The 21,992-nt window shown below is 62.1% G+C and carries 21 protein-coding genes, 1 tRNA gene and 1 pseudogene; 11 read left to right on the top strand and 12 right to left on the bottom strand.

Annotated features, from left to right (window positions below):
* The first annotated feature begins 13 nt into the window (after positions 1 to 13).
* Positions 14 to 881, top strand: a pseudogene (locus tag GGR20_RS02520) (YicC/YloC family endoribonuclease).
* A 10-nt stretch (positions 882 to 891) separates the two neighbouring features.
* On the top strand, positions 892 to 1,530 hold the full coding sequence (gene gmk, locus GGR20_RS02515; protein WP_246349361.1) for a guanylate kinase: 639 nt from the start codon (positions 892 to 894) through the stop codon (positions 1,528 to 1,530).
* Between the two features lie 96 nt (positions 1,531 to 1,626).
* Here gmk and rsmA read toward each other — a convergent pair whose 3' ends face one another.
* The 5 genes from rsmA to GGR20_RS02490 form a co-directional block, all read right to left on the bottom strand.
* Positions 1,627 to 2,478 carry a 16S rRNA (adenine(1518)-N(6)/adenine(1519)-N(6))-dimethyltransferase RsmA gene (rsmA, locus tag GGR20_RS02510; protein ID WP_183309641.1) on the bottom strand — a complete coding sequence of 284 codons (852 nt, stop codon included), beginning with the start codon at positions 2,476 to 2,478 and terminating at the stop codon, positions 1,627 to 1,629.
* On the bottom strand, positions 2,475 to 3,476 hold the full coding sequence (gene pdxA / locus GGR20_RS02505; RefSeq protein WP_183309640.1) for a 4-hydroxythreonine-4-phosphate dehydrogenase PdxA: 1,002 nt from the start codon (positions 3,474 to 3,476) through the stop codon (positions 2,475 to 2,477). The genes rsmA and pdxA overlap by 4 nt, the downstream gene beginning before the upstream one ends.
* Positions 3,477 to 3,558: 82 nt before the next feature.
* Positions 3,559 to 4,449 (bottom strand): peptidylprolyl isomerase, encoded by an 891-nt coding sequence (locus GGR20_RS02500; RefSeq protein ID WP_183309639.1) that lies wholly within the window; start codon positions 4,447 to 4,449, stop codon positions 3,559 to 3,561.
* A gap of 100 nt (positions 4,450 to 4,549) precedes the next feature.
* The gene (locus GGR20_RS02495) at positions 4,550 to 5,623 is read right to left on the bottom strand and encodes an LptF/LptG family permease (protein WP_183309638.1); all 1,074 of its coding nucleotides are present in this window, start codon (positions 5,621 to 5,623) and stop codon (positions 4,550 to 4,552) included.
* Positions 5,620 to 6,687 (bottom strand): LptF/LptG family permease, encoded by a 1,068-nt coding sequence (locus GGR20_RS02490; RefSeq protein WP_183309637.1) that lies wholly within the window; start codon positions 6,685 to 6,687, stop codon positions 5,620 to 5,622. The genes GGR20_RS02495 and GGR20_RS02490 overlap by 4 nt, the downstream gene beginning before the upstream one ends.
* A 170-nt stretch (positions 6,688 to 6,857) precedes the next feature.
* Between GGR20_RS02490 and GGR20_RS02485 the strand changes: the two genes are divergently transcribed.
* Together GGR20_RS02485 and GGR20_RS02480 are read left to right on the top strand one after the other, a co-directional pair.
* The gene (locus GGR20_RS02485; RefSeq protein ID WP_183309636.1) at positions 6,858 to 7,313 is read left to right on the top strand and encodes a DNA polymerase III subunit chi; all 456 of its coding nucleotides are present in this window, start codon (positions 6,858 to 6,860) and stop codon (positions 7,311 to 7,313) included.
* Positions 7,310 to 7,927: a YitT family protein gene (locus GGR20_RS02480; protein WP_183309635.1), complete on the top strand. Its 618-nt coding sequence runs from the start codon at positions 7,310 to 7,312 to the stop codon at positions 7,925 to 7,927. The genes GGR20_RS02485 and GGR20_RS02480 overlap by 4 nt, the downstream gene beginning before the upstream one ends.
* A 15-nt stretch (positions 7,928 to 7,942) precedes the next feature.
* Here the strand turns inward: GGR20_RS02480 and GGR20_RS18915 are convergent, their stop codons facing one another.
* From GGR20_RS18915 to GGR20_RS02465, 3 genes are all read right to left on the bottom strand, one after another.
* Complete coding sequence (locus GGR20_RS18915; protein ID WP_183309634.1) at positions 7,943 to 8,782, bottom strand: DUF4344 domain-containing metallopeptidase; 840 nt, start codon at positions 8,780 to 8,782, stop codon at positions 7,943 to 7,945.
* Positions 8,783 to 8,826: 44 nt separating this feature from the next.
* Complete coding sequence (locus GGR20_RS18910; protein ID WP_183309633.1) at positions 8,827 to 9,633, bottom strand: DUF4344 domain-containing metallopeptidase; 807 nt, start codon at positions 9,631 to 9,633, stop codon at positions 8,827 to 8,829.
* 90 nt (positions 9,634 to 9,723) lie between these two features.
* Complete coding sequence (locus GGR20_RS02465; RefSeq protein WP_183309632.1) at positions 9,724 to 11,595, bottom strand: ABC-F family ATP-binding cassette domain-containing protein; 1,872 nt, start codon at positions 11,593 to 11,595, stop codon at positions 9,724 to 9,726.
* Positions 11,596 to 11,690: 95 nt separating this feature from the next.
* On the opposite strand from GGR20_RS02465, the gene GGR20_RS02460 reads away from it, so the two are divergent.
* The 5 genes from GGR20_RS02460 to GGR20_RS02440 all read left to right on the top strand — a co-directional run bounded on the left by GGR20_RS02460 (position 11,691) and on the right by GGR20_RS02440 (position 18,004).
* The gene (locus tag GGR20_RS02460) at positions 11,691 to 12,098 is read left to right on the top strand and encodes a hypothetical protein (protein WP_183309631.1); all 408 of its coding nucleotides are present in this window, start codon (positions 11,691 to 11,693) and stop codon (positions 12,096 to 12,098) included.
* A gap of 89 nt (positions 12,099 to 12,187) precedes the next feature.
* A complete protein-coding gene (ndk, locus tag GGR20_RS02455; RefSeq protein WP_104894660.1) occupies positions 12,188 to 12,610 on the top strand; it encodes a nucleoside-diphosphate kinase in 423 nt (140 codons plus the stop codon).
* Positions 12,611 to 12,897: 287 nt separating this feature from the next.
* Positions 12,898 to 14,832: a DEAD/DEAH box helicase gene (locus tag GGR20_RS02450; RefSeq protein ID WP_183309630.1), complete on the top strand. Its 1,935-nt coding sequence runs from the start codon at positions 12,898 to 12,900 to the stop codon at positions 14,830 to 14,832.
* Positions 14,833 to 15,199: 367 nt separating this feature from the next.
* Positions 15,200 to 15,817 (top strand): hypothetical protein, encoded by a 618-nt coding sequence (locus GGR20_RS02445; protein WP_183309629.1) that lies wholly within the window; start codon positions 15,200 to 15,202, stop codon positions 15,815 to 15,817.
* A gap of 93 nt (positions 15,818 to 15,910) precedes the next feature.
* Positions 15,911 to 18,004: a molybdopterin-containing oxidoreductase family protein gene (locus GGR20_RS02440; protein ID WP_183309628.1), complete on the top strand. Its 2,094-nt coding sequence runs from the start codon at positions 15,911 to 15,913 to the stop codon at positions 18,002 to 18,004.
* A gap of 9 nt (positions 18,005 to 18,013) precedes the next feature.
* Here GGR20_RS02440 and GGR20_RS02435 read toward each other — a convergent pair whose 3' ends face one another.
* Positions 18,014 to 18,781 (bottom strand): sulfite exporter TauE/SafE family protein, encoded by a 768-nt coding sequence (locus tag GGR20_RS02435; protein ID WP_183309627.1) that lies wholly within the window; start codon positions 18,779 to 18,781, stop codon positions 18,014 to 18,016.
* A 285-nt stretch (positions 18,782 to 19,066) separates the two neighbouring features.
* On the opposite strand from GGR20_RS02435, the gene GGR20_RS02430 reads away from it, so the two are divergent.
* Entirely contained in the window at positions 19,067 to 19,507 is a 441-nt protein-coding gene (locus tag GGR20_RS02430; RefSeq protein WP_183309626.1) for a glyoxalase superfamily protein, read from the top strand.
* Positions 19,508 to 19,512: 5 nt separating this feature from the next.
* Here the strand turns inward: GGR20_RS02430 and GGR20_RS02425 are convergent, their stop codons facing one another.
* Positions 19,513 to 20,115 (bottom strand): DUF2147 domain-containing protein, encoded by a 603-nt coding sequence (locus tag GGR20_RS02425; RefSeq protein WP_183309625.1) that lies wholly within the window; start codon positions 20,113 to 20,115, stop codon positions 19,513 to 19,515.
* A 178-nt stretch (positions 20,116 to 20,293) separates the two neighbouring features.
* Between GGR20_RS02425 and GGR20_RS02420 the strand changes: the two genes are divergently transcribed.
* Positions 20,294 to 20,383: transfer RNA gene (locus tag GGR20_RS02420), tRNA-Ser, on the top strand.
* A 138-nt stretch (positions 20,384 to 20,521) separates the two neighbouring features.
* Here the strand turns inward: GGR20_RS02420 and ehuA are convergent.
* Both ehuA and ehuD read right to left on the bottom strand, forming a co-directional pair.
* A complete protein-coding gene (gene ehuA, locus GGR20_RS02415) occupies positions 20,522 to 21,301 on the bottom strand; it encodes an ectoine/hydroxyectoine ABC transporter ATP-binding protein EhuA (protein WP_183309624.1) in 780 nt (259 codons plus the stop codon).
* A complete protein-coding gene (gene ehuD / locus GGR20_RS02410) occupies positions 21,298 to 21,990 on the bottom strand; it encodes an ectoine/hydroxyectoine ABC transporter permease subunit EhuD (RefSeq protein ID WP_183309623.1) in 693 nt (230 codons plus the stop codon). The genes ehuA and ehuD overlap by 4 nt, the downstream gene beginning before the upstream one ends.
* Positions 21,991 to 21,992 lie beyond the last annotated feature (2 nt).

Below are 21,992 nucleotides of genomic sequence, written 5' to 3'. Positions count from 1 at the left end.
CGCTCTCGCCAGCATGACGGGCTTTGCCCGCGCAGAGCAGCAGCATGGCGAGATGCGGGTCCGGGTGGAGCTCAAATCGGTCAATAGTCGCGGGCTTGATATGCGCCTGCGGCTGGGCCCAGGGCTCGACGCCTTCGAAATTCCCTTGCGCCAACTGCTGTCCAGATCGCTGACGCGCGGTGCCATCAACCTTGTGCTGACGCTGGATCGCGGTGTCGGCGCTAGTGCAATTCGCATCAACCAACCGGTATTGGCCGACGTCTTGAATGCGATTGAGCAGCTCCGGAAACAGATCACGACAGATATGCCGCGCCCGGAGGGCATTTTAGCCTTGCCCGGTGTGCTCGATGCGGGCGAGGGAGCAGGGGGGATCGATGAGGAGCGGCAGGCAGAGCTGATTCTGGATTGCGCCCGGCAGGCCCTCGAAGCTCTGCAAACCGCGCGGCGCCAGGAAGGCGCAGAGATCGCCTCGGTGCTGCTTGCCCATCTCGACACAATTTGCCGATCTGGTCGATCGCGCCGAGGCTCACCCGGCCCGCGACCGCGCCACTATTGAGGCCCGGCTGCGCCAGCAGATCGCAGTGCTGCGCGACGATGCCAGGCTGCCACAGGACCGGCTGGCGCAGGAAGCCCTGCTTTTGGCCACCAAGGCCGATATCCAGGGAGAGCTCGACCGGCTGCGCGCCCACATTGCCGCTGCCCGCAAGCTGATCGAAGGCGGGGGCGCAGTGGGCCGGCGCCTGGATTTTCTCAGCCAGGAGTTCAATCGTGAGGCCAACACGCTTTGCTCAAAGGCAAACGCAGTGGAGCTGACGGCCATCGGTCTTGACCTCAAGGCGGTGATCGATCAACTACGCGAACAAATTCAAAACGTCGAATAGAGTGGGTCAGATGGATTTTCAGCGCCGCGGCGTCATGTTGGTGATTGCCTCTCCGTCAGGCGCAGGAAAGTCATCGATTTCGCGCTCCCTGTTCCAGCAGGATCCCAATATCCGCCTGTCCGTTTCGGTGACGACGCGTGCGCGCCGCAGCGACGAAGTGGACGGCACGCATTACCATTTTATCGACGTGCCCACCTTCAAGCGCATGCAGGCCGAGGACGGATTGCTCGAATCCGCGGAGGTGCACGGCAATTACTATGGCACGCCGCGCGCTCAGGTCGAAGAGCAGCTTGCCGCCGGCAACGACATCCTCTTCGATGTCGACTATCAGGGCACCCTGCAGCTCTATGAGAAGTGCCGCCACGATATGGTAACGGTCTTCATCCTGCCGCCTACAATTGAAGAGTTGCGCGCCCGGCTTGAGCGTCGCGCTCAAGATAGCGTGGGCACCATTGAGAAGCGTCTGCGCAACGCCCGCATCGAACTCGATCACGCGGGCGAATATGAATATGTCATCATCAACCGGGATCTGGAGCAGTCGGTCCAGAACGTCCGTTCGATCCTCGCCGCTGCCCGCCTCAAGCGCGAGCGTCAGGTGAATTTTGCAAGTTTTATCATAGACTTGCAAAGTCAGATTGACTCACTCTGAGAGGCAGTCGGATCGGTGGGAGAGGGCATCAGCTTGATCTTCCCGCCGGTGCCGGAGACTCCTTCAAAGCCCTCGGCTGTATCCGGGACAGGGGACCTAACCTTCCGCCCTCAACCTCGGCAAGGCCCTCGCCATGGCGAGAAAGGCTTCGATGGGCAAGGTTTCGGCCCGTTCGTCGCCCTTGAGGTCAGCGGCGGCCAGCAGGGACTCCACCGGCACGCCGAGTGATTTCAACGACTGCCGCACCATCTTGCGGCGCTGACCGAAGGCGGCCTTGGTCACCTGTTCGACTTGTCTGACCGGCAATCCCTCTTCCACGGGCTTGGGGACGATATGCACCACCGCCGAGGTAACGCTCGGTGGCGGCACGAAGGCCTGCTTGCCCACATTGAAGGCGATGCGTGCTTCACTCCGCCAACCGGCAAGGACGCCGAGGCGGCCATAGTGATTGTCACCGGGCCTGGCCACGATTCGCTCGGCTACTTCGCGCTGGAACATCAGCGTCAGGCTTTCGAAAAAGGGCGGCCAGGGCTCCATGGTGAGCCAGCCGGTGAGGAGCTGCGTACCGATATTGTAAGGCAGATTGGCCACGATCCGTGTGGGGCCGTCGGCCAGACGGCGATAGTCCATCTCCATGGCATCGCCGCCGATTACGGTCAGTCGGCCCGGATAGGCGTCGGACACTTCGGCCAGGGCCGGCAGGGCGCGGGCGTCTCGCTCAATGGCAATGACCTCGCGGGCGCCTTCGGCGAGCAAAGCGCGGGTCAGCCCGCCGGGACCGGGACCGACCTCGACCACCCGCACGCCCTCGAGCGAACCGCCGACACGGGCGATGCGCGCGGTCAGGTTGAGATCGAACAGAAAGTTCTGTCCCAGTTCTTTCTTGGCGCGCAGGCCGTGGGCGTTGATGACCTCGCGTAGCGGGGGGAGATTGTCGATCTGGCTCATGCTTTAGGGGCCGTCATGATATGCGCCATGGCCAGGGCCGCGGCAAAACTGGAAACAGAGGCCTTGCCGGTGCCGGCCAGGTCAAATGCGGTGCCGTGGTCGGGCGAGGTGCGCACGATGGGTAAGCCGAGCGTGACATTGACGCCGGCATCGAAGGCGACGGTCTTGATCGGGATCAGCGCCTGATCGTGATACATGGCCAGCACCGCATCATATTGCCGCCAATGGGGCGGATGGAACAGCGTGTCGGCGGGCAGGGGACCAACTGCCGCAATGCCATCGGCCTGCGCGTCTGCAATCGCGGGCGCAATAATCTCCACGTCTTCGCGGCCAATCGAGCCGCCCTCGCCGGCATGGGGATTGAGCCCCGCCACCGCGATGCGAGGCCGTTCAAGATGGAAGCGCTGCCGCAGATCATGTGTCATTACCCGCAGCGTATCGAGGATCAGCTTGCGATTGATCAGCCCCGGCACATCTTTGATCGGCACGTGAATAGTCAACGGCACAGCGCGCAGATCCTCGTGCGCCAGCATCATAATCGGCAGTGGAGGCCTGCCGCCCATGGCGCAGAGATCGGCCAGGAACTCGGTATGTCCGGGATGTTTGAACCCGGCATGGTAGAGCGCGCCCTTGTGAATGGGGGCCGTCACCACGGCCCGGCAATGGCCGGTCATCGCTGCATGGACGGCCTCGGAGATCGCATTGATTACCACGGGTGCGGCGCGTTCATCGGCTACGCCGGGCAGGTCGGCCACCATGCCCTCGATATGCGCCACGGGTAGCGCCTGCGCGAAGGTCTCGGCTGCGGCATCCGGACCGGCGGTCGCAATGGCGACATCAAGGCCAAGGCGCTTTGCGCGGGCCTTGAGGAAATTGGCATGTCCGTAAACAACGAAAGGGGGAAGACTGAGAGCCTTGCGGCGCGCGTAAAGCGCCAGGATCAGGTCTGGGCCGATGCCAGCCGGCTCCCCCATTGTGACGGCCACAGGCGCGGTCATGCTGTCCCCCAAAGGCGAGGCGGCCGCAAGACATTGCGGCCGCGAAATGGCCCTGGAGTGGGCCGCTGTTTAGCGCGCGCGCCTACTGGTAGAAAATCTTGGCCTGGCTGCGCAGGCGTTCAAGATAGGCTTCAGCTTCCTTGGCCAGGGCGTCGCCACCGACATCTTCACGAAGGCCGCCTTTGACGAAGGTCAGGTCTTCGGCCTGCACTTTCTCGCAGACAGCCAGCATGGACAGGCCCGCCTCGACCGCGCGGGGCTTGCTGATGCCCCCGACATTGAGGCCAGCCAGTTCCTTGGCAATCGCGTCAGGCATCTGCGTGGCGTGTCGGCGACCGATATCGACGACGGCAACGTCGTTATAGGCCAGCGAGAGTTCGACAGCCGTATCGCAGCCGGCAAAGCTGGAACGGAAACGATTGGCCTGGCCAGACCGGCCACCGCCCCCCACAAAGATGACCTCCTTGAGGATATAGTCGAATTTCTGGAAATCGGCGATCTGCTCGGCGGCGCGCTGATCCAGTTCAAGCTCGGAAATTTGCACCTGCGGGGTGATCGCGGCTTCGGTCACGGCATTCCAGGCAATGGCGGCGCGCAGGCGGTCCTGCAGGGTCTGGGAACTGACACCCCCCTGTTCCAGCATCTGGGTCAGCCGGTCGCGGCTGACATTGAGATTGCGGGCAATCTGGAGAAACGCGTCATCGACCTGCGCATTGGACACATTGATGCCCAGCCGCTTGGCCTCCTGAACCTGAATAGCCTCGTTGATCAATTGCTGGGTAGCGCCGCTGCGGCCGGTATTATTGCCTTCCATGCGGAACAGCCGGAGGCGCTGATCAACCTGAATATCGCTGATTGGCTCGCCATTGACCGTCACCACGGTCGCTGCCACGGCGGGGGCAATGCCACCCAAGGTGAGGGCAAGTCCGATGAACATCGCGCCAAGGGCGCGCCGAAATTCAGCAAAGGTCATGGTCGGGTCCGCTTGTCTTGTGACGCCTTCAATGCGGCGTCGGAGCCAGTCTTGTCAATTGGGCGATGATTGAGGCCAAAATCGGAACGGCCCGAACCGGTCAGGTCCAGCCGTCCTCCTTGCGAAGCAACACTGTCACACCGATGACGATGGCGACAAGGGCCGGGCCGATGGCGGCAAAGAGCGGGTCCAGCACGCCGGTCGCGCCGGCCCGATCTGCCATTTCGGTGATGATGAAGACGACAAAGCCGAGCACAATGCCATAGAGCACCGCCGGCCCAACCTGCGCATGGCGGCTATAGCCGGCGGTAAAGGCAAAGCCGATCAATAGGGAGCCCGTCAGCACCAGCGGCAGAGCGAGCAGCTTGATCAGCCGCATCGAGGTCGAGGCATAGATCGAGGGGTCGCTGACCCCGCGTTGCAGCAATTGGGCCAACTCAAAAAACGTCATGTCCTCGGTCGAGGCCAGCTTGAGGCTAATTTCGGCCGCGGTGGATTGGGTCGGCACACGAACATTCTGCTTGATCTGTATCGGGCCATCCGGCGCGCGCAAACTGGCTTCGGGAAAGATCCAGAAGCCTCCCTCAAGGATGGCTTGGTCCGCTTCGATACGCGGCGTTTCGCTGGGGCCCAGATGAAACAGCGTCACATCAGCCAGCCGGGAGCCGCCTTGCGACATGCCGCGCCCCATCAAGACATAGTGCACGTTGTCGCCGCGTTGCTCCAGCCAGACCTCGCCTGGCGGGGTCAATTGCGTCACTTGGCCCGGCGGGGTAGGGGCCAGTTCGCGATTGATCGTGGTGCTGATGGTCTCTGCACCGAGGGCAATCACCAGGCTGGCGACAAATAGCACCGCGACGGGTGCTCGCAACACGCGCCAGATCGAGAGCCCACTGGCTTTGATCACCGTCAACTCATGCCGCATTTTGAGGTCGATCAACCCCAATATGGTGCCCATCAACACCGTCACCGGCAGGGTCTTGATGGTCCAGCGCACCGCGCTCATCGCTACCATGACGATGGCCATGTGCACGCCGCGCTCGTCGGCCACATGGCTGAACCGCCAAGTATCAAGCGATTCGACCAGTGCGATCAGCCCGTAGAAGATGAAGACCGTGGCGGCGATACGGCTGGTGAGGCGGGCGATGATGACCCTGTCGATATGGCTGATCATGCCGGTTTCGCCTCCATCGGGCGCCGCGGCCAGAGCCGCATGGCAAGGATGATGCTGCCGGCCAGGATCAGCAGGATTGCGCCCGTACCGCTGCCCAGCGGGCTATAGGCGCTGATGCCGCGCTCGCCAAACGCCACGAGCAGGACGAAGGCCTCGAGCGGCAGCTTGATGCGCATGCGGTTGCCATTTGGGAAGCCGGCCAACGCGACGACCAGCAGCACCAGCCCCAACACTCGCAACCCTTCGGCGGAACGGTCGAGCAGGCGCTTGACGATTTCGGGAGACCAGCCGGCTTCGAGCCCCTGTGCGATCAGCCCGAAACTGTCGGTCTCCGAAAGCACGTCGACATAGGCAATTTGCTGGGCCAGGCTTTCCACGCTCACATCGTAGCGGGAAAAGCGGATCTCCGAATAGCGCCCATCGGCCTCTGTGTGCTGCAGCGTGCCGTCGCGCAATTCGAGCACGTAGTCCTCGCCGACGCTGACCACGCGGGCGGAGGCCGCGATATAGGTGCGGCGCGTTTCCGGATCGCGTCGGTCATCGGCAAAGAACTCGGTGATTTCCCCGCCATCGGCGCGCCCGCCGATCAGCAGCACGACGCCGGGCGTGACCTGGGTGAACCGGTTCGGCTTGAGCGTCGAACTGACAAGGTCAGCGGCCACTTCCGCCGACAGCTTGTTGAGCTGTTTGTTGGCGAGCGGCTCCACCACATGGGCGAGCAGCAGCACCATCGCCACCGCGACGCTGCAGGTGACAATGCTGGCCCGCCAGAGCCCGCTCAATCCGTTGCTGGTGTGGATAATATGCAGCTCGTGGCTGGTCTGCAGGGCGCTAAGTGCCCGCACCACGCCAATCCCCACGCAGATATAGAAAAACGACAGGGCAAGCGGCGGCATGGTGTAGAGCGCCTGCAGCGCCAGCGTGCCGAAGCCCTGACCCTTGACCGAGACCACGTCGAAGGAGCGCAGGCAATTGACCAGCCAGAGCAGAAAACACATGATCCCGAACAGGATCAGCGCATCGCTCGCAAACAGGCGCGTCAAATAGCTGGTCAGTCGTCTCATATGGGTCCGAGGCTGGCACCCGCGCAGATTAGCGTGGGATGAATCGCGCCGCACCTTGCGGCAGTTCCTGGTTCGGCACAATCTCCCATTCCGTCACAGATGAGCCCACGCATGCCAGCTTGGCGCGTGGCGAACTGGTGCCGCCAGCATGCGGCAGATATTGTGGAGCCATGGCCGAAGTCCTGTTTTATCATCTCGAAGCCCGCCCGCTCGAATCCGTGATGCCGCTGCTGCTCGAAAAAACCATCGAGCGGGGCTGGCGCGCCGTTGTCGAGGTCGGCTCACGCGAACGTGCCGAGGCGCTCGACGCCCATCTCTGGACCTATCGCGATGACAGCTTTCTGGCGCATGGTTTGGCCGGTGAGGAAATCGACGCCCAGCAGCCCATTCTGATCACCACCGAGACCGACAATCCCAATGGCGCCACCGTCCGGTTTTTTGCCGATGGCGCGGTGCCCCAATCGGGCGAGGGCTATCAGCGGCTTGTATATCTCTTCTCGGGACACGATCCAGAGGCTGTGCAGACTGCACGCGACGCCTGGAAGGCCCTGCGGGGCGGCGCTGATACCCTGACCTATTGGCAGCAGGACGCCACCGGCCGCTGGGAAAAGAAGGCGAGCGCATGACGCCTGACCTTTCGACGCCCAGCCAGCACAAGCTGCACGAAGACCTTTTCGCCATGCTGATTGGCACAATGCTGGTGTCGCTGGGCATTGCCTTTTATGCCCAGGTCCAGCTCACCACCGGCAGCAGCGCCGGCCTTGCGTTGTTGCTGCAATATATCACCGGCATCCCGTTCGGCTGGCTGTTCTTTGCCATCAACTTGCCATTCTACGCACTGGCCTGGTGGCGCATGGGCCTGCCCTTCACTCTCAAGACCATCGCCAGCGTGGCCATGGTGTCCTACTTCACCAGCCAGATTCCGGCTTGGATCGGCATTGAACGCATTGACCCGCTATTTGCCGCGCTGGTCGGTGGCGGGTTGATGGGCCTGGGTATTCTCTCGCTGTTCCGCCACAAGGCGAGCGTCGGCGGCATCAATATCCTGGCGCTGTTCCTGCAGGAAAATTTCGGCATTCGCGCCGGCTATTTTCAGCTCGGCGTCGATGCGGTGATCTTGGTCATCGCCTTCTTTGTGCTGCCGTTTGATCGGGTGCTCTATTCGATCCTGGGTGCTTTGGTGCTCAACATGATCATCGCCCTGAACCATCGTCCAGGGCGATATGTCGGTTTCAGCTAAGCGCCGGCAGTGGGGTCACTCTTGTCCGGTGTCCTCGCCGGTGTCCCCCCAGCCGGCAATATCGTAGACGTAAAGATTGAACATCTCTGCCGCCAGTTCGTAGCAATAGGTCACTTCGCTGGCTGACGGATCGTAATAGGCGTTGGCTTCGCCGCACTGCGTCGCCCGAAACGTCACTGGCTGTGGCAGCGCATATACATTGGTGATTTCCTCAGCGGCCCGTTCGAGCAAGCCCTCTTCCTGAAGCGCGACAGCAAAGTCTTCATAGTCTCCCGCCTCGTCATAGATCACCTCAATGGGCGCGCTCACGTCTCCGTTCAACTCGAACTGCGAGAGCAGGGTGCCCCATGAGACTGCGGCTTGTTCGTAGGTGTAGGAGCAATTTTCTTGCTGCTCGGCCGCCAGCTCGTAATTGTCGGCAGTTTCCCCAAAATTGTCGGGATCCTTGCCAACCATCAAACAAACCATGGCGTATGCGCGCTGAATGTCGAGGCTGTGCTCGTCGTAGTAAGAGAACTCATCGACGCCGGAGCCTGTGGAGTTGACCGCGTTGAAATACCAGCCGTCCGAGGCATCGATCAGCGCGTTGAAGGCGTAGTCCTGATCTTCATCATTGAGCAGCCAGAGGGTGGCCAGGGTGTCGACGGCGTCTTCCTCCTTGCCGAGCACCGGAATGCCCAGTTCACCCACCAGCATGTGCCCCACTTCGTGGTAGATGGTGAAAGCGGCGTCGTGCATGGCGAAGGCCATGGCGTCGTTGAGGACTTGGTTTTCCTCGTCCTGCGCGTGAGTGGCGACCGGGATCATAACCGCGAACGCAATCAATGCGGTCGCTGCCGTTGCTAGCTTATTCATGAGATTTCCATTGCGCGGCTTACCGCCGCTCCCCCGACCATGCTTCAATTGCCGCTGGGTTCTGCCCGCTGGTCCAGATGAAGTTGCATGAAGTCCTGCATCAACTCATAGCAGAAGATAATTTCAGTTGTCGCGGGGTCATAGAATGCATTGGGTTCGCCGCAGCGTCTCGCCGTGAACCGTACTCGACCCTCCAGGCGGTAGGCGCGCCGCAGCTCCTCGGCGACATCATCGAAAATGCCACTGCCACGGAAGGCACGCTCGGCCAGGCGGAGCCGTCTGCCGCCATCGTGGTAGGTCACATTGACCTGCGTGCCTGAATTGCCCTCGGCAATCAGTTCGTCGAGACTGCGATTGACCAGTTCATAGTCGAACAGGCAGGTGTGCTGCCGCTCCGAAGGAATGTCATAGGCGCTGGCAATGGAGCGAAAGGCCGTGCGGTCCGCGCCGACCATCAGGCAGATAATCTGCATGGCCCGGTGCCGATCAGGACTATAGCCCGAGGCATAGTCCTCACCGCCGAAGTAATCGCCATAGCTCTGGCCGGTCAGCACCCAGCCAACCGCCGCATCTTCAAGCGTCTGATTGGCCTCGGGCGTATTCTTCTTGAGCAGGATCCAGGTGGCGATGTTGTCGGCGGCGTCTTCTTCCTTGCCCAGGACGGGTAGGGCCAGCTTGTCGATCAGCAGATGCGCTACCTCATGATAGAGCGTGAACAGGCTGTTGTTGACAGCAAAACGCAGCGTTTCGGCGCGCTCCTGCTTGGTAAGCCCAGACAGGTCCTGCGCCGCAGCGGGCAGCGGGCAGAAGGACAGGAAGAGCACAGTGATCAGGGCAGGCAGGCGTATCATATCTTGCCTCGGGAGGTTCAGCTTCCAGCAAATGCCAGCGCTGCGCGCCCGTCAACAACCTATGGCCCCAATGGTGAAGACACGGCTCCCTTATGCCCGCTCGGCGTCCTCGAGTTCTGCGCTGAATTCGAGCCAGCTTTCTTCAAGCGCTTCCAGATCGGTGCTGAACCGCGCCTTGTCCTTGCCCAGGGCGATCAACTTGTCCGGCGGGCCGTCATAGACCTTGGGGTCCGCAAGCTGGGCCTCGATCTTGTCGATCTCGGTCCTGAGCCGCTTCATCTTGTTTTCGGCGTCGGTGATCTTCTTCTTGAGCGGCGCCAATTCGGCCCGTCGCGCCGCGGCTTCCTGGCGGGACTGCTTGCGGTCATTGACGCCCGACCCGCCACCTGACTTGCCCTCCTTGTTCGAGGTGATGCTGCGCTGGTAGCTGTCCAGATCTTCGTCCAGCTCCCGAATGGTACCGTTTTCGGCGATCCAGAGCGTGTCGCAAGTGGCCTCGATCAGATGGCGGTCGTGCGAAATGATCAGTACGGCGCCCTGATAGTCGTTGAGCGCATAGACCAGGGCATCGCGGCTATCGATGTCGAGATGGTTGGTCGGTTCGTCCAGGATCATCATCGACGGCCCCGAAAAGGTGATCAGGCCCATCAAGAGGCGCGCCCGTTCGCCACCGGAAAGGTTCTTGGCCTTGGTGTCCATGCGCGAGGTGGTCAGGCCCATCTGCGCCAGTCGGCTCCGGCGCTTGGCCTCATTGTCGAGCGGCATCAGCGCGGTGACATGCTCCAGTGGAGTCTGCTCAGGTTTGAGCTTGTCCATCTGGTGCTGGGCGAAATGGGCGATATCGAGCTTCTTGTTGATCTTGAGCTGGCCATCCAGCACCGGAATGTCGCCGGCCAGAAGCTTGGCGAAGGTCGACTTGCCATTGCCATTGACGCCGATCAGCGCGATGCGCGCATCGGGATCTATGCGTTGGGTGATATTCTTGAGGATCACCGTATCGCCATAGCCGGTCGACACCTTGTCCAGCGTGATCATCGGGGTTGGCAAATCCACCTTGGGCTGCTGGAACTGGAACGGGGCGGCATGTTCGTCGAACATCGCCTCGGGCGGCTTCAATTTTTCGATCATCTTGACGCGCGCTTGCGCCTGCTTGGCCTTGGTGGCCTTGGCCTTGAAGCGGTCGACGAATTTCTGCAGATGGGCGATCTGGTCCAGCGTCTTTTCCCGGCTCTTGTTGTTGAGCTCCATCTGCATGCGACGGGTCTCTTCAAAGGTGTCGTAATTGCCCTTGTAGAAGGTCAGCTTGCGGTGTTCGAGATGCACGATCGAATTGACCGCCTTGTTCAGCAGGTCGCGGTCATGGCTGATCAGAAAGACCGTATAGGGATAGGTGGCCAGGTATTTCTCCAGCCACAGCGTGCCTTCAAGGTCGAGATAGTTGGTCGGCTCGTCGAGCAGCAGCAGGTCGGGCTGGCTGAACAGTACCGCAGCCAGGGCGACGCGCATGCGCCAGCCGCCGGACAGCTGCCGGGTCGGCGCATTCTGCCGGTCCTGTTCGAACCCCAGACCCTTGAGAATGGATGAGGCGCGCGCCTCGGCGCTATGCGCGTCGATATCGGCAAGGCGCATATGGATTTCGCCAATCCGGTGCGGGTCCGTCGCCGTCTCGGCTTCGGCCAGAAGCGCTGTGCGTTCCTTGTCGGCGGCCAGCACTACCTCGAGCACGGTCTCTTCGCCCGCCGGGGCTTCCTGCGCGACCGCGCCGATACGCGCCTTTTTGTTGACCTCGGTGGAGCCGCTATCGGCGCTGATATGGCCCTGGATCAGGTGGAACAGCGTGGTCTTACCGGTGCCGTTCTTGCCGACAAAGCCGGCCTTGGCGCCATCAGGCAGGACCAGCGAGGCATCCTCGAACAGGGGGCGGCCCTGAATGCGATAGGTCAGGTTATTGATCGTCAGCATGCCATAATCTCGCCGACCCTATAAGCAAGGTCAGCGGTCCATAAAGTCGTTTGCAATGTTGCTGTGCCAATACAGCGCGCCCGAGGAGATGTCTAATGCGCAAACCCTTCGCGTCCATATCGCTGGCGCTGGCCGCAACACTATGTTGCGGGGCGGTGCTGGCCCAGGAAGCGGCCAGCTTTACCCAGCTTTCCGCCTGCCGGATCGACGTCGAACGCGTCCTGTTGAAGGCGACGTTCCAGGGCAGTCCCTGCTGGGCGGTGGAGCCCGCGCAACTGGCAGAACCGCGTGGCACCACTGTTGCGGTGCATCTGCCCACGCTCAGCACTGCTGAAATCTGCACCATGAACATCGTGCCCGTCAGCACTGAGCAGGTGATCGAGGCGCCCGAGCCGACCAGCGACCTGGAAGTGAGGGCCGCCACGCCGCAGAACGACGTGATGGCGCGGGGGCTGATCGAGGTCAGCCAAGGGCAGGGGAACTGCCTGGAAGCAAAGGGCTGAGAAGGCGGCAACTTGCCGTCTTGCGCCTTACACACGCACCCGCTAAAAGGCGCCACCTTTCCAAACGCATCAAGCAGGAACATACCGCCATGGCGCTCGAACGCACCTTCTCCATCATCAAGCCCGATGCCGTCCGCCGCAACCTGATCGGCAAGATCGTCGCCAAGTTCGAAGAGAACGGTCTGCGCCCCGTCGCCATGAAGAAAATCCACATGACCCGCGAACAGGCCGAAGGCTTCTACGCGGTCCACAAGGAACGCCCCTTCTTCGGTGAACTGGTCGAGCAGATGATCGCCTCGCCGGTTGTCGTGCAGGTCCTGGAAGGCGAAAACGCCATCCTCAAGAACCGCGAAATCATGGGCGCCACCAACCCGGAAAACGCCGCTGAAGGCACCATCCGCAAGGAATTTGCCTTGTCCGTCGGTGAAAACTCCGTGCACGGTTCGGACGCTCCGGAAACCGCTGCCCAGGAAATCAAGTTCTTCTTCTCCGACGACGAAATCGTTGGGTGAGGCCTGACGGCTGGCCAAGGCCAGCCGGCAAATCGCTCCGGTGGAGCGATTTGAGGGACGAACGCCCTGGGGCCCGCGAGGGGCCGGGCCGATGTCTCCGCCACCACAAATTTCAGGCCGCCCGCCGGGCGGCCTTTTTGCTTGTTCGTGCTATAAGGCATTGAACACGACCCGGGTCACTCCGCCACAAGGGCGGAACCCCATTGCTAGACACCAATAATCGGTCGGAGCATCCCGTCGCATCGGGGCACGGCACGCATGGTGTAATCCGCTCCGAAAGAACTGCTTTGTCCCTACCCGATACCATTATTGCCCCCATCGCCCAGGCCCTCGTGGCCAAGGGCTATGACAGCCTCACCCCGGTACAGGCTGCCGTCATTGAAGAAGGCGCGGATGGGCGCGACCTTCTGGTTTCCGCCCAGACCGGCTCGGGCAAGACCGTTGCCTTTGGCATGGCGATTGCGCCGACCCTGTTGGGCGACGACCTCATCCTGCCGCCTCCCGGCGCGCCGCTTGCGCTGGTGATCGCCCCGACCCGCGAATTGGCCATGCAGGTTCGTCGTGAACTCGACTGGCTCTACGCCAATATGCACGCCCAGTCCGCCGCAGGCGTTGGTGGCATGGACCAGCGCACCGAGCGCCGGGCGCTGGAACGCGGCGCCCATATCGTAGTCGGCACTCCCGGCCGCCTGCGCGACCATATTACCCGCGGGGTGCTCGACACATCGGCGCTGCGTGCTGTGGTGCTCGACGAGGCCGACGAAATGCTCGACCTCGGCTTCCGCGAAGATCTCGAGTTCATCCTCGCTGCGGCACCGGAAGAGCGCCGCACCCTGCTGTTTTCGGCTACCGTGCCCAAGCAGATCGCTGAATTGGCCAAAACCTTCCAGCGCGATGCCCTGCGCATCACCGCCGCCAGTTCCGGCTCGCAACACGCCGATATTGACTACAAGCTGATGGCGGTGCCCGCTGCCGAGCGCGAGAATGCCGTCATCAACACACTGCTCTGGTACGAGAGCACCAATACTATCGTCTTCGCCTCCACCCGCGAAGCGGTGAAACACCTGTCGGCCCGGCTGCACAATCGCGGCTTTGACGTAGTGACCTTGTCGGGCGAGTTGAGCCAGGCCGAGCGCACCAGCGCGCTGCAATCCATGCGGGACGGGCGCGCCCGTATCTGCGTGGCCACCGACGTTGCTGCTCGCGGCATCGACCTGCCCAATCTCGACCTGGTCATTCACGCCGACCTGCCGATGAATGCCGAAACGCTGCTACACCGCTCGGGCCGCACCGGCCGGGCAGGGCGCAAGGGCACCTGCGTGGTCATCGCCCCGGCCCATCGCAAGCGCGTGGCGCTCTCCATCCTGCGCACCGCCAAGGTCGATGCCGAAAACATAGCCCCGCCCAGCGCCGCCGATATCGATGCGCGTTACCGCGAACATATCCTTTCGGCCGAGACGCTAAGCGCAGCGGCAACAGAGGACGAGGCGCCGCTGGTGAGCCAATTGCTCGAGCGCCACAGCCCCGAGGCGATTGCCGCCGCCTATGTGCGGCTGCAATTGGCGGCGCGTCCGGTTCCCGAGGATGTGACGGCATTGGCGCTCAATGAATCCGGCTCGCGCGAGCCGCGCAGCCGTGAGGCCTTTGTTGGTGGCAGTTGGTTCAAGGTCAATCTGGGCCGCAAGCAGCGGGCCGAGCCACGCTGGCTGCTGCCGATGATCTGCAAGGCCGGCGGTGTCACCAAATCGGCCATTGGCTCGATCCGTATCTTCGATACCGAGAGCATTTTTGAGATTGCTGCCGACAAGGTGGACAATTTTCAGCGCGCTCTGGGGAAGAATGGAACGGGCGAAAAGGGCGTGCATATCAACACCGTCGACGGTCCGGGCGAGCGCCCCGAGCGTCCACAGTCCAAGCGCCGCCCACCCGGCCCGCCGGAAAAATACGATCCGATGAAGGCCCGGCCCGAGCGCGCCGACCGCAAGGAGCGCTATGCCAGGCCGAAGGCGGACAACGACTTCGAAGCCATGATGGAAACCCCGCGTCCGCCGCGTGAGGCCAAGCCGGCAAAGGCCGGCAAGCCATTTGCCGCCAAGGGCAAAGCGCCGAAGGACAAGGGAAAGCCGCAATGGTCAAAGCCGGTTGCGGACGGCGAGGCCCGCCCGCCCAAGAAGAAGGCGGCCAAGGGTAAGGACCACAAGAAGAACCGCAGCGAAATCTAGCCGGTTGCAGGCTGGGGCCTTAACCGCCCCAGCCGCTTCCGATCCGCCCAGCAGGATTGAGACATTTCTGCCACGTTTCGGCGTCGCGTTTGCCGGACTGTCCTGGGCACATTTTGGGATGGCTTTTGTTGGTGGCTGGGGAGTTACTCGAGCAATTTCATTGCTTTGGGCGCGAAGCGTGAATCAAATTGGCAGGTCGTTGACTCACTCTGTCAGGCTCTTGAAACAATCCCCGAGCTCATCCCTGCCATCGCGCCCTTGTTATGGCAAAATTGTGAATGGCCAAATCACTTCGTTTGCTTACCCTTCGACGAAAGGAAATTTGCCGAGTTTGCGTCGCCGGCCCCGCAACATGGAGACTTACAGCGTGCCCTTGCGTTGGCAGGAAGTGGCTTTGCCGCTGATTACAATCACCCTTCTCATTGTCCTCAAATATATCCCTCTGACCGACCACCTGCCGCTGTCCCGGGCGGCCGGTGTGGTGGCATTTGGTTATGCTGCTTTTCTGGCGCTGCGGTTGGTGCAACCTGAGGAGGCGGTTACGGTTGACGGCGGCTGGGCCGAGTTGCGACCTTCCATGGTCGAATATTTCGCCTGCTACGGTGCCGCGGCGCTGGCTGCCATTCTGCTCTTTGCCGTGATCATCATGGGCCATGCCGCCGACACCACGCAGCTGATCGCCACCTATATCGCCGTGATTCTCCTCGCGGCCGGCTCACTTGGCATCGGCATAGCGGGCCTGTTCACCCAAACCCGGTGGGACCATCGCAATGTCACCCATCGCAATGCGATGGGCCGCGAGACCAGGCTTGAGTGGACCGAAGTGCGTTCGGTGCGTCCCAATTGGCGCGGCATCACCATCACCGGAACCTCTGGCCACATCACCTTTTCGCAGTTTCACGCCGGCGCAGCTCAACTGGCCAAGCATGCGGCCACCCGCGCGCGCCGCAATTCCGAATCCGCCGCCAAGGCTTTCGCAACCTGATCCTGGGGGCAGGGGCGAGCCATCACCGTCCCTGATCCCTCCTATAACTACATTGCGATTGTCGCGGAGCAGGGGCGGCGCTACCCTTGCAGGATGAACGCCCCCATTGCCCAGCGCACCATCCGCTCCGTCTGCCCGCATGACTGCCCCTCCGCCTGCGCGCTTGATGTCGACATCCTTGCCGATGGCACCGTCGGTCGCGTCCGCGGTGCCAAGGATGATCCCTATACGGCCGGAGTGATCTGCGAGAAGGTCGCGCGCTATGCCGAGCGCATTCACCACCCCGAGCGCCTGACCCATCCCCTGCGCCGCGTCGGGCCCAAGGGGGCAGCGCAGTGGCAGCGCATTTCCTGGGACGAAGCGCTCGATGAGATCGTGCAGCGCTTCCTTGCGATTGAAGCTGAGCATGGTGCCGAGGCCATCTGGCCCTATTTCTACGCCGGCACCATGGGCCATGTGCATCGTGACGGCATCGAGCGGCTACGCGCCCTGCGCGGCTATTCGCATCAATATGACACCATCTGCACCGGTCTCGCCTGGCCTGGCTATATCGCCGGCACGGGCCTGTTGGGCGGAGTCAACCCGGAGCAGATGGCCGAGAGCGATTGCGTCGTCATCTGGGGCACCAATGCGGTCCATACCCAGGTCAATGTGATGACCCACGCTATCAAGGCCCGCAAGACGCGTGGCGCCAAGCTGGTGGTCATCGATATCTATCGCAACGCCACCATGGAACAGGCGGATATGGGCTTGGTGCTGCGCCCTGGCACCGACGGCGCGCTGGCGGTCGCCACCATGCATGTGCTGCTGCGCGATGGTCTGGCCGACCGGGACTATATGGCCCGGTTCACCGATTTCTCGCCCGAGTTCGAAGCCCACCTCGCAACCCGCACGCCTGAATGGGCGGCCGGCATTACCGGCCTGTCCGTCGCGGAAATCGAAGGCTTCGCGCATCTCGTCGGCAATACGCCGCGCTCCTTCTTCCGGCTCGGCTTCGGTTTCTCGCGCCAGCGCAACGGTTCGACCGCTATGCATGCGGCACTTTGCATTCCGGCCATGACAGGAGCCTGGCAGCATCGCGGCGGCGGCGCCTTCCACTCCAATTCGGGCACCTGGGCACTCGACAAGTCACGGCTCACCGGCCAGCACCTGCAACAGGGCGCGCCGCGCCTGCTCGACATGTCCGAGATTGGACCGATCCTGACCGGCGACGCCAAGGCGCTGCAGGGCAGAGGGCCGGTGCACGCCATGATCGTGCAGAACACCAATCCGGCCAGTGTGGCGCCTGACCAGAAGCTGGTACAGCAGGGTCTGAGGCGCGAGGATCTGTTCCTTGTCGTCCATGAGCAATTCATGACCGAAACGGCCGAGCTGGCCGATATCGTGCTTCCAGCCACCATGTTCCTCGAGCACAATGACTATTACACCCGTGGCGGCCATACGCGCGTGCTCTTTGGACCCGCCGTGGTCGATGCGCCCGGAGAGGCCCGCTCCAACCATGAGGTCATCAACGCCATCGCCCGACGCCTGGGCAGCGACGATCCGATCTTCCATGCCAGCGACCGCGAAGTGGTGGCGGACACTTTTGCCCGCTCCAGTCTTCCGCCGCTCGAAGCAGTAGAGACGACCGGTTTCGTCGATCGCGGGCGGCCGGACGACGAAGCGCGCTTCGCCAATGGCTTTGCCTGGCCCGATGGTCGCTTCCGCTTTGCGCCGGACTGGCAGGCGGTCTCAGACAAGAAGGGCTATCGCTGGGTCTGCGACCCAGCCATCATGCCGCGCTTTGCCGACCATTGGGCCATTACAGAAGCAACGGGTGCGGACCACCCGTTCAAGCTAGCCACCAGCCCGGCGCGCGCCTTTCTCAACTCCTCGTTCAACCAGACCCCGGGCAGCCTCGGGCGCGAAGGCGAGCCGAGCGTCTTCATTCACCCGGAAGACGCCGAGCGGCTCGACATCTCCGACGGCACGCCGGTCGTGGTCGGCAATCAACGCGGCGCGGTGCAATTGACCGCCCGCCTTTCTGACGGGCTGCGAACCGGCGTACTGATCGCCGAAGGGTTGCATCGCAACAAGGCCCATCGTGGCGGGCAGGGGATCAACATGCTCACCAGTGCCGAACCTGCCCCACCCTTTGGTGGCGCCCCGTTCCACGACGCTGCGGTGTGGATCAGGATTACAGATTAGGCGCCCTTGTCAGGCGAAATACGCCGTCCAGAAGAAATATCCCGTCATCCCGATTCCATAGACGATCACGCCCATGCGGATCCACAGCGTCGGGATGAACTGCGCCAGCCGCGCCGCCGCATAGCCGCCAATGGTGACGCCCACCAGCGCGATCGAGCCATGGTACCAGTCGATACTGCCATTGAAGGCAAACCGCGCCACGGCCACTAGCGCCACGATGGACGAGATATAGAGCTTCAGCCCGTTCATGGCATGAATGTCTGTCATCCCCGCCATGGCGAGGAAGGCCAGCAGCAGGATACCGAGGCCCGCATTGAAGAACCCGCCATAGACGCAGACGGCAGCCAGCAGGGACAGGATCAGCACGGCTCCCAGGGCTTTCATGCCGCGCCGCTCGCCACCACGGGCCCTCAGCGCGGTATTGATCTGGTTGCCGAACACGAACAGCGCGACGGCAAAGGCCATCAGCCAGGGCACCACCAGCGAAAACTGTTCATCTGACACCACCAGGAGCAGTTCGGCGCCCACATAGCCGAACAGTGCCGAGATGATCCCATAGAGCACCAGCCGGTCCTTGTAGCCCGCCACGGAGCTCCAATAACCGATAGCGCCGCTGACATAGCCGGGCAGGGCCGCATATGTGTTGGACGCATTGGCCAGTACTGGCGGTACGCCGGAAAACAGCAGTGCCGGAAAGACGATAAACGAGCCGCCACCGGCGAGCGAATTGAGCGCCCCACCCAACAGGCCGGCAACAAACAGCAAAAGCTCGGTCATCATCCCCTCAATCGTGCGACGGACGTAATTAGCGCCCAAATGGGGCCGCGCCTAATGCAATTGTCTGATCACACCATCACCGCCAGTGATATGGCCGCCCTTGACTCGGTAGCGCTCGGGGCGCAATTACCCCAACGGTTGCCGGCGCCTGCCGCTCGCGGATCACGTGATCCATGGTGAAGTCCGGCTCGATGACGATGATCCCTTCGGTAGTTTCTCCCAAGGCGCATCATGGCAATGCGGGCTCCCATGTGACTAGTCGCCTCCATTCGGAGAGCCCGAAACATGTCGTTTTCCCTCGATACCCCGTCCGCCCAAACCCTTAAATCCGAGGCCAAGGCGCTGCGCGAAACCCGCGCCCGTACTGGCCAGCCAATCACTCATAACGCCGCCCTCGAAGAGACCGCGCGCGCCCATGGCTATCGCGACTGGAATACCGCCCGCGCCGCCTTGCCCGAGCGTGTCGCCGTACCTTTCCAGGTCGGCATGCGCGTAAGAGGCTTCTATCTCGAACAGCCCTTCAAGGGCCTGCTGATCGGCGTGCAGCTTGCGCACAACATGCAGGCCTTTACGGTCACTATTCAGTTCGATGAACCGGTCAATGTCACGCCGAACTTCATGTTCACCGCCTATCGGCAGCGCGTGGTGTCCACAGTAGATCTGCGCGGCATTTCGCCGGCCCTGCGCGGCAATGGCCAGCCACAGATGCGATTAATGCACGAGTAGCGCACCTACTGCGCCGGGGCGGTGGCTTCTGCCGCCTCGGTCCCTGCCTCCGCTGCGGCGCGCGCTTCCAGCTCTTCCGCTGGGACCCGCGTCCAGTCCTCTCCGCGGCAGACCACATTGAACAGCACGCAGCCATTGAGCCGTATTGTGTCCGGGCCCGTCATTTCGAGATAGCCCGTATAGGTCTTGCCGTCCTCAGGATTGTAGATTTCCCCGTCATAGGTAGAGGGCTGCTGCCCCTGCCACAGCGTGAGGATTTGCAGCCCCAGCATGGGCCGGTCCCGCAAGGCCGGATCTTCATTGCGGTAGTCGAAAAATTCCTCCGGCGCCATGGCGGCCGCGGCTTCGGCCTCCGCCCCGCTCAGCAAGCCCTCGGGCACCACAATGCGCGACAGGTGCCCACAATATCCTTCCGGGCAAGCCTTGATGGTGATCTCCGATTCCAGCGCGGTGCGCCAGACCCCCTCGATCGGCGCCTGCGCTTGCGCCAGGGCGCTCACTGTCCCGACCAGAAGGCTCGAGACCACAACAACCAGATGCGCCAGGGAACGCCGGGATCTGTTTAACACCGTCATCTGCTCTTCGCCTCTTGTCTTGGTCCCGGTCATCCAGCCGACTCGAATCCTGCCGCCACCATACCGCCGATTTAAGTCATGAATGCACGCGCATACCAACCGAATTGCGGCCCTGGAGTTCCCCATTCGTCCACAGGCAGCAAGTCCTTGTGGCGCCCCGGACAAAAACCACTTGCCATCCTGGGGTGGGGCCGCTAGACCCGAGCCCGTTGGAGAGGTGGCCGAGTGGTCGAAGGCACACCCCTGCTAAGGGTGCAGATGGGCAACTGTCTCGAGGGTTCGAATCCCTTCCTCTCCGCCACTCCCCCAGAAAAAATTTCCCCGAAATCTCTGCCTGCGTGATTCCGCGTGGTCGCTCCTCTGCGCCGGACATTAACAAAAAAGGCCGCTCATGGGTGAGCGGCCTTTCGAAACGGGGGATGTGAGGGGAGGGGCGCGCCTAATTATCCAGCACGGCCTGCAGGAATTCGCGGGTGCGCTCTTCATTGGGGTCGGTGAAGAGGTCTTCGGGCGCGCCTTCCTCGCGGATGCGGCCTTGGTCGAAGAAGCAGACGCGATCTGAAATTTCGCGGGCAAAGCGCATTTCGTGCGTAACCAGCAGCATGGTGAGGTCGTGTTCTTCGGCCAGCTTGCCGATCACGTTGAGCACTTCGCCCACCAATTCGGGATCGAGCGCGGAGGTCGGCTCGTCGAACAGCAGGATATTGGGGCGCATGGCCAGCGCCCGGGCGATGCCGACACGCTGCTGCTGGCCACCGGAAAGCTGGTGCGGGTATTTTCGCGCCTGGTCAGCCAGACCCACCAGGTCGAGCAATTCTTCGCCGCGCTGCTTTGCCTCCTGCTTGGACAGGCCCAGCACCCTGACCGGCGCTTCGGTGATATTGCGCAGCACGGTCATGTGCGGGAACAGGTTGAACTGCTGGAACACCATGCCCAGCTGGGTGCGCATCTTGCGCAGGTGCGCTTCGCTCGCCGGCACAAGAGACCCGTCCGGACCCTTTTCGTGCCACAGCGGTTCGCCACCCACGGTCACGACGCCGCCATTGATGTCTTCGAGCGTCATCAGAATGCGCAAAACGGTCGACTTGCCCGACCCGGACGGCCCTATGATGGAGACCTTTTCGCCCTTCTTGACCTCGAAATCGAGCTCGTTGAGCACGGTCAGGTCGCCGAAGCGCTTCACCACCTTGTCGAATTTGATGATCGGTTCGTCGGTCATTTCAAGGGGATCCCCTGCTTGGGCAGCCAGTTGTCCAGCAGGCGCACGCCGGCCGAGGCCACCAGAGTCATGATGAGATAGATTGCGCCGACCAACGAAAGCGGAACTAGGTAGTTGAAAGTCCTATCGCCGATGATGCGGGCGACGTTGAGCATTTCGAGGACCGTCACCACCGACAGCAGCGGCACGTCCTTCATGATCGACACCAGATAATTGCCCATTGCCGGAACGATGCGCGGGACGGCTTGGGGCAAGATGATGTGGGTGAAGGTGCGACGGCCCGAGAGATTGAGCGCGCGCGCTGCCTCGTGCTGGCCCTTGGCCACGGCCTCGATGCCGGCGCGATAAACTTCCGAGGTATAGGCCGAATATTGCAGGCCCAGAGCCAGCGCACCGGTCATGAAAGCGGGCAGCGTTATGCCGAATTCGGGCAACACGTAATAAAGAAAGAACAACTGGATCAAAAGCGGCGTGTCACGCAAAAACTCGGTGACCACGGCGGCAGGCCAGGAGATGATCTTGAGCGGCGCCGCTTTGAGCGCTGCCCAGACGAGCCCCACGACGAGGGCGATGAAGAAGCCCAGTACGGTGGCCTGAATGGTCACCCACATGCCGATCAGCAGGATGGGCAATATCGAAACGGCAAACGCCCAGCCCGAGGAGGTGTCCCATTCAATTCCAAAGAGCATAT

Origin of the sequence: Devosia subaequoris, assembly GCF_014197055.1 — a bacterium.
In the GTDB taxonomy this organism is placed as follows: Bacteria; Pseudomonadota; Alphaproteobacteria; order Rhizobiales; family Devosiaceae; genus Devosia; species Devosia subaequoris.
The sequence above is the reverse complement of the archived record's forward strand: the minus strand, read 5'-3'. Positions and strand labels throughout refer to the sequence as shown.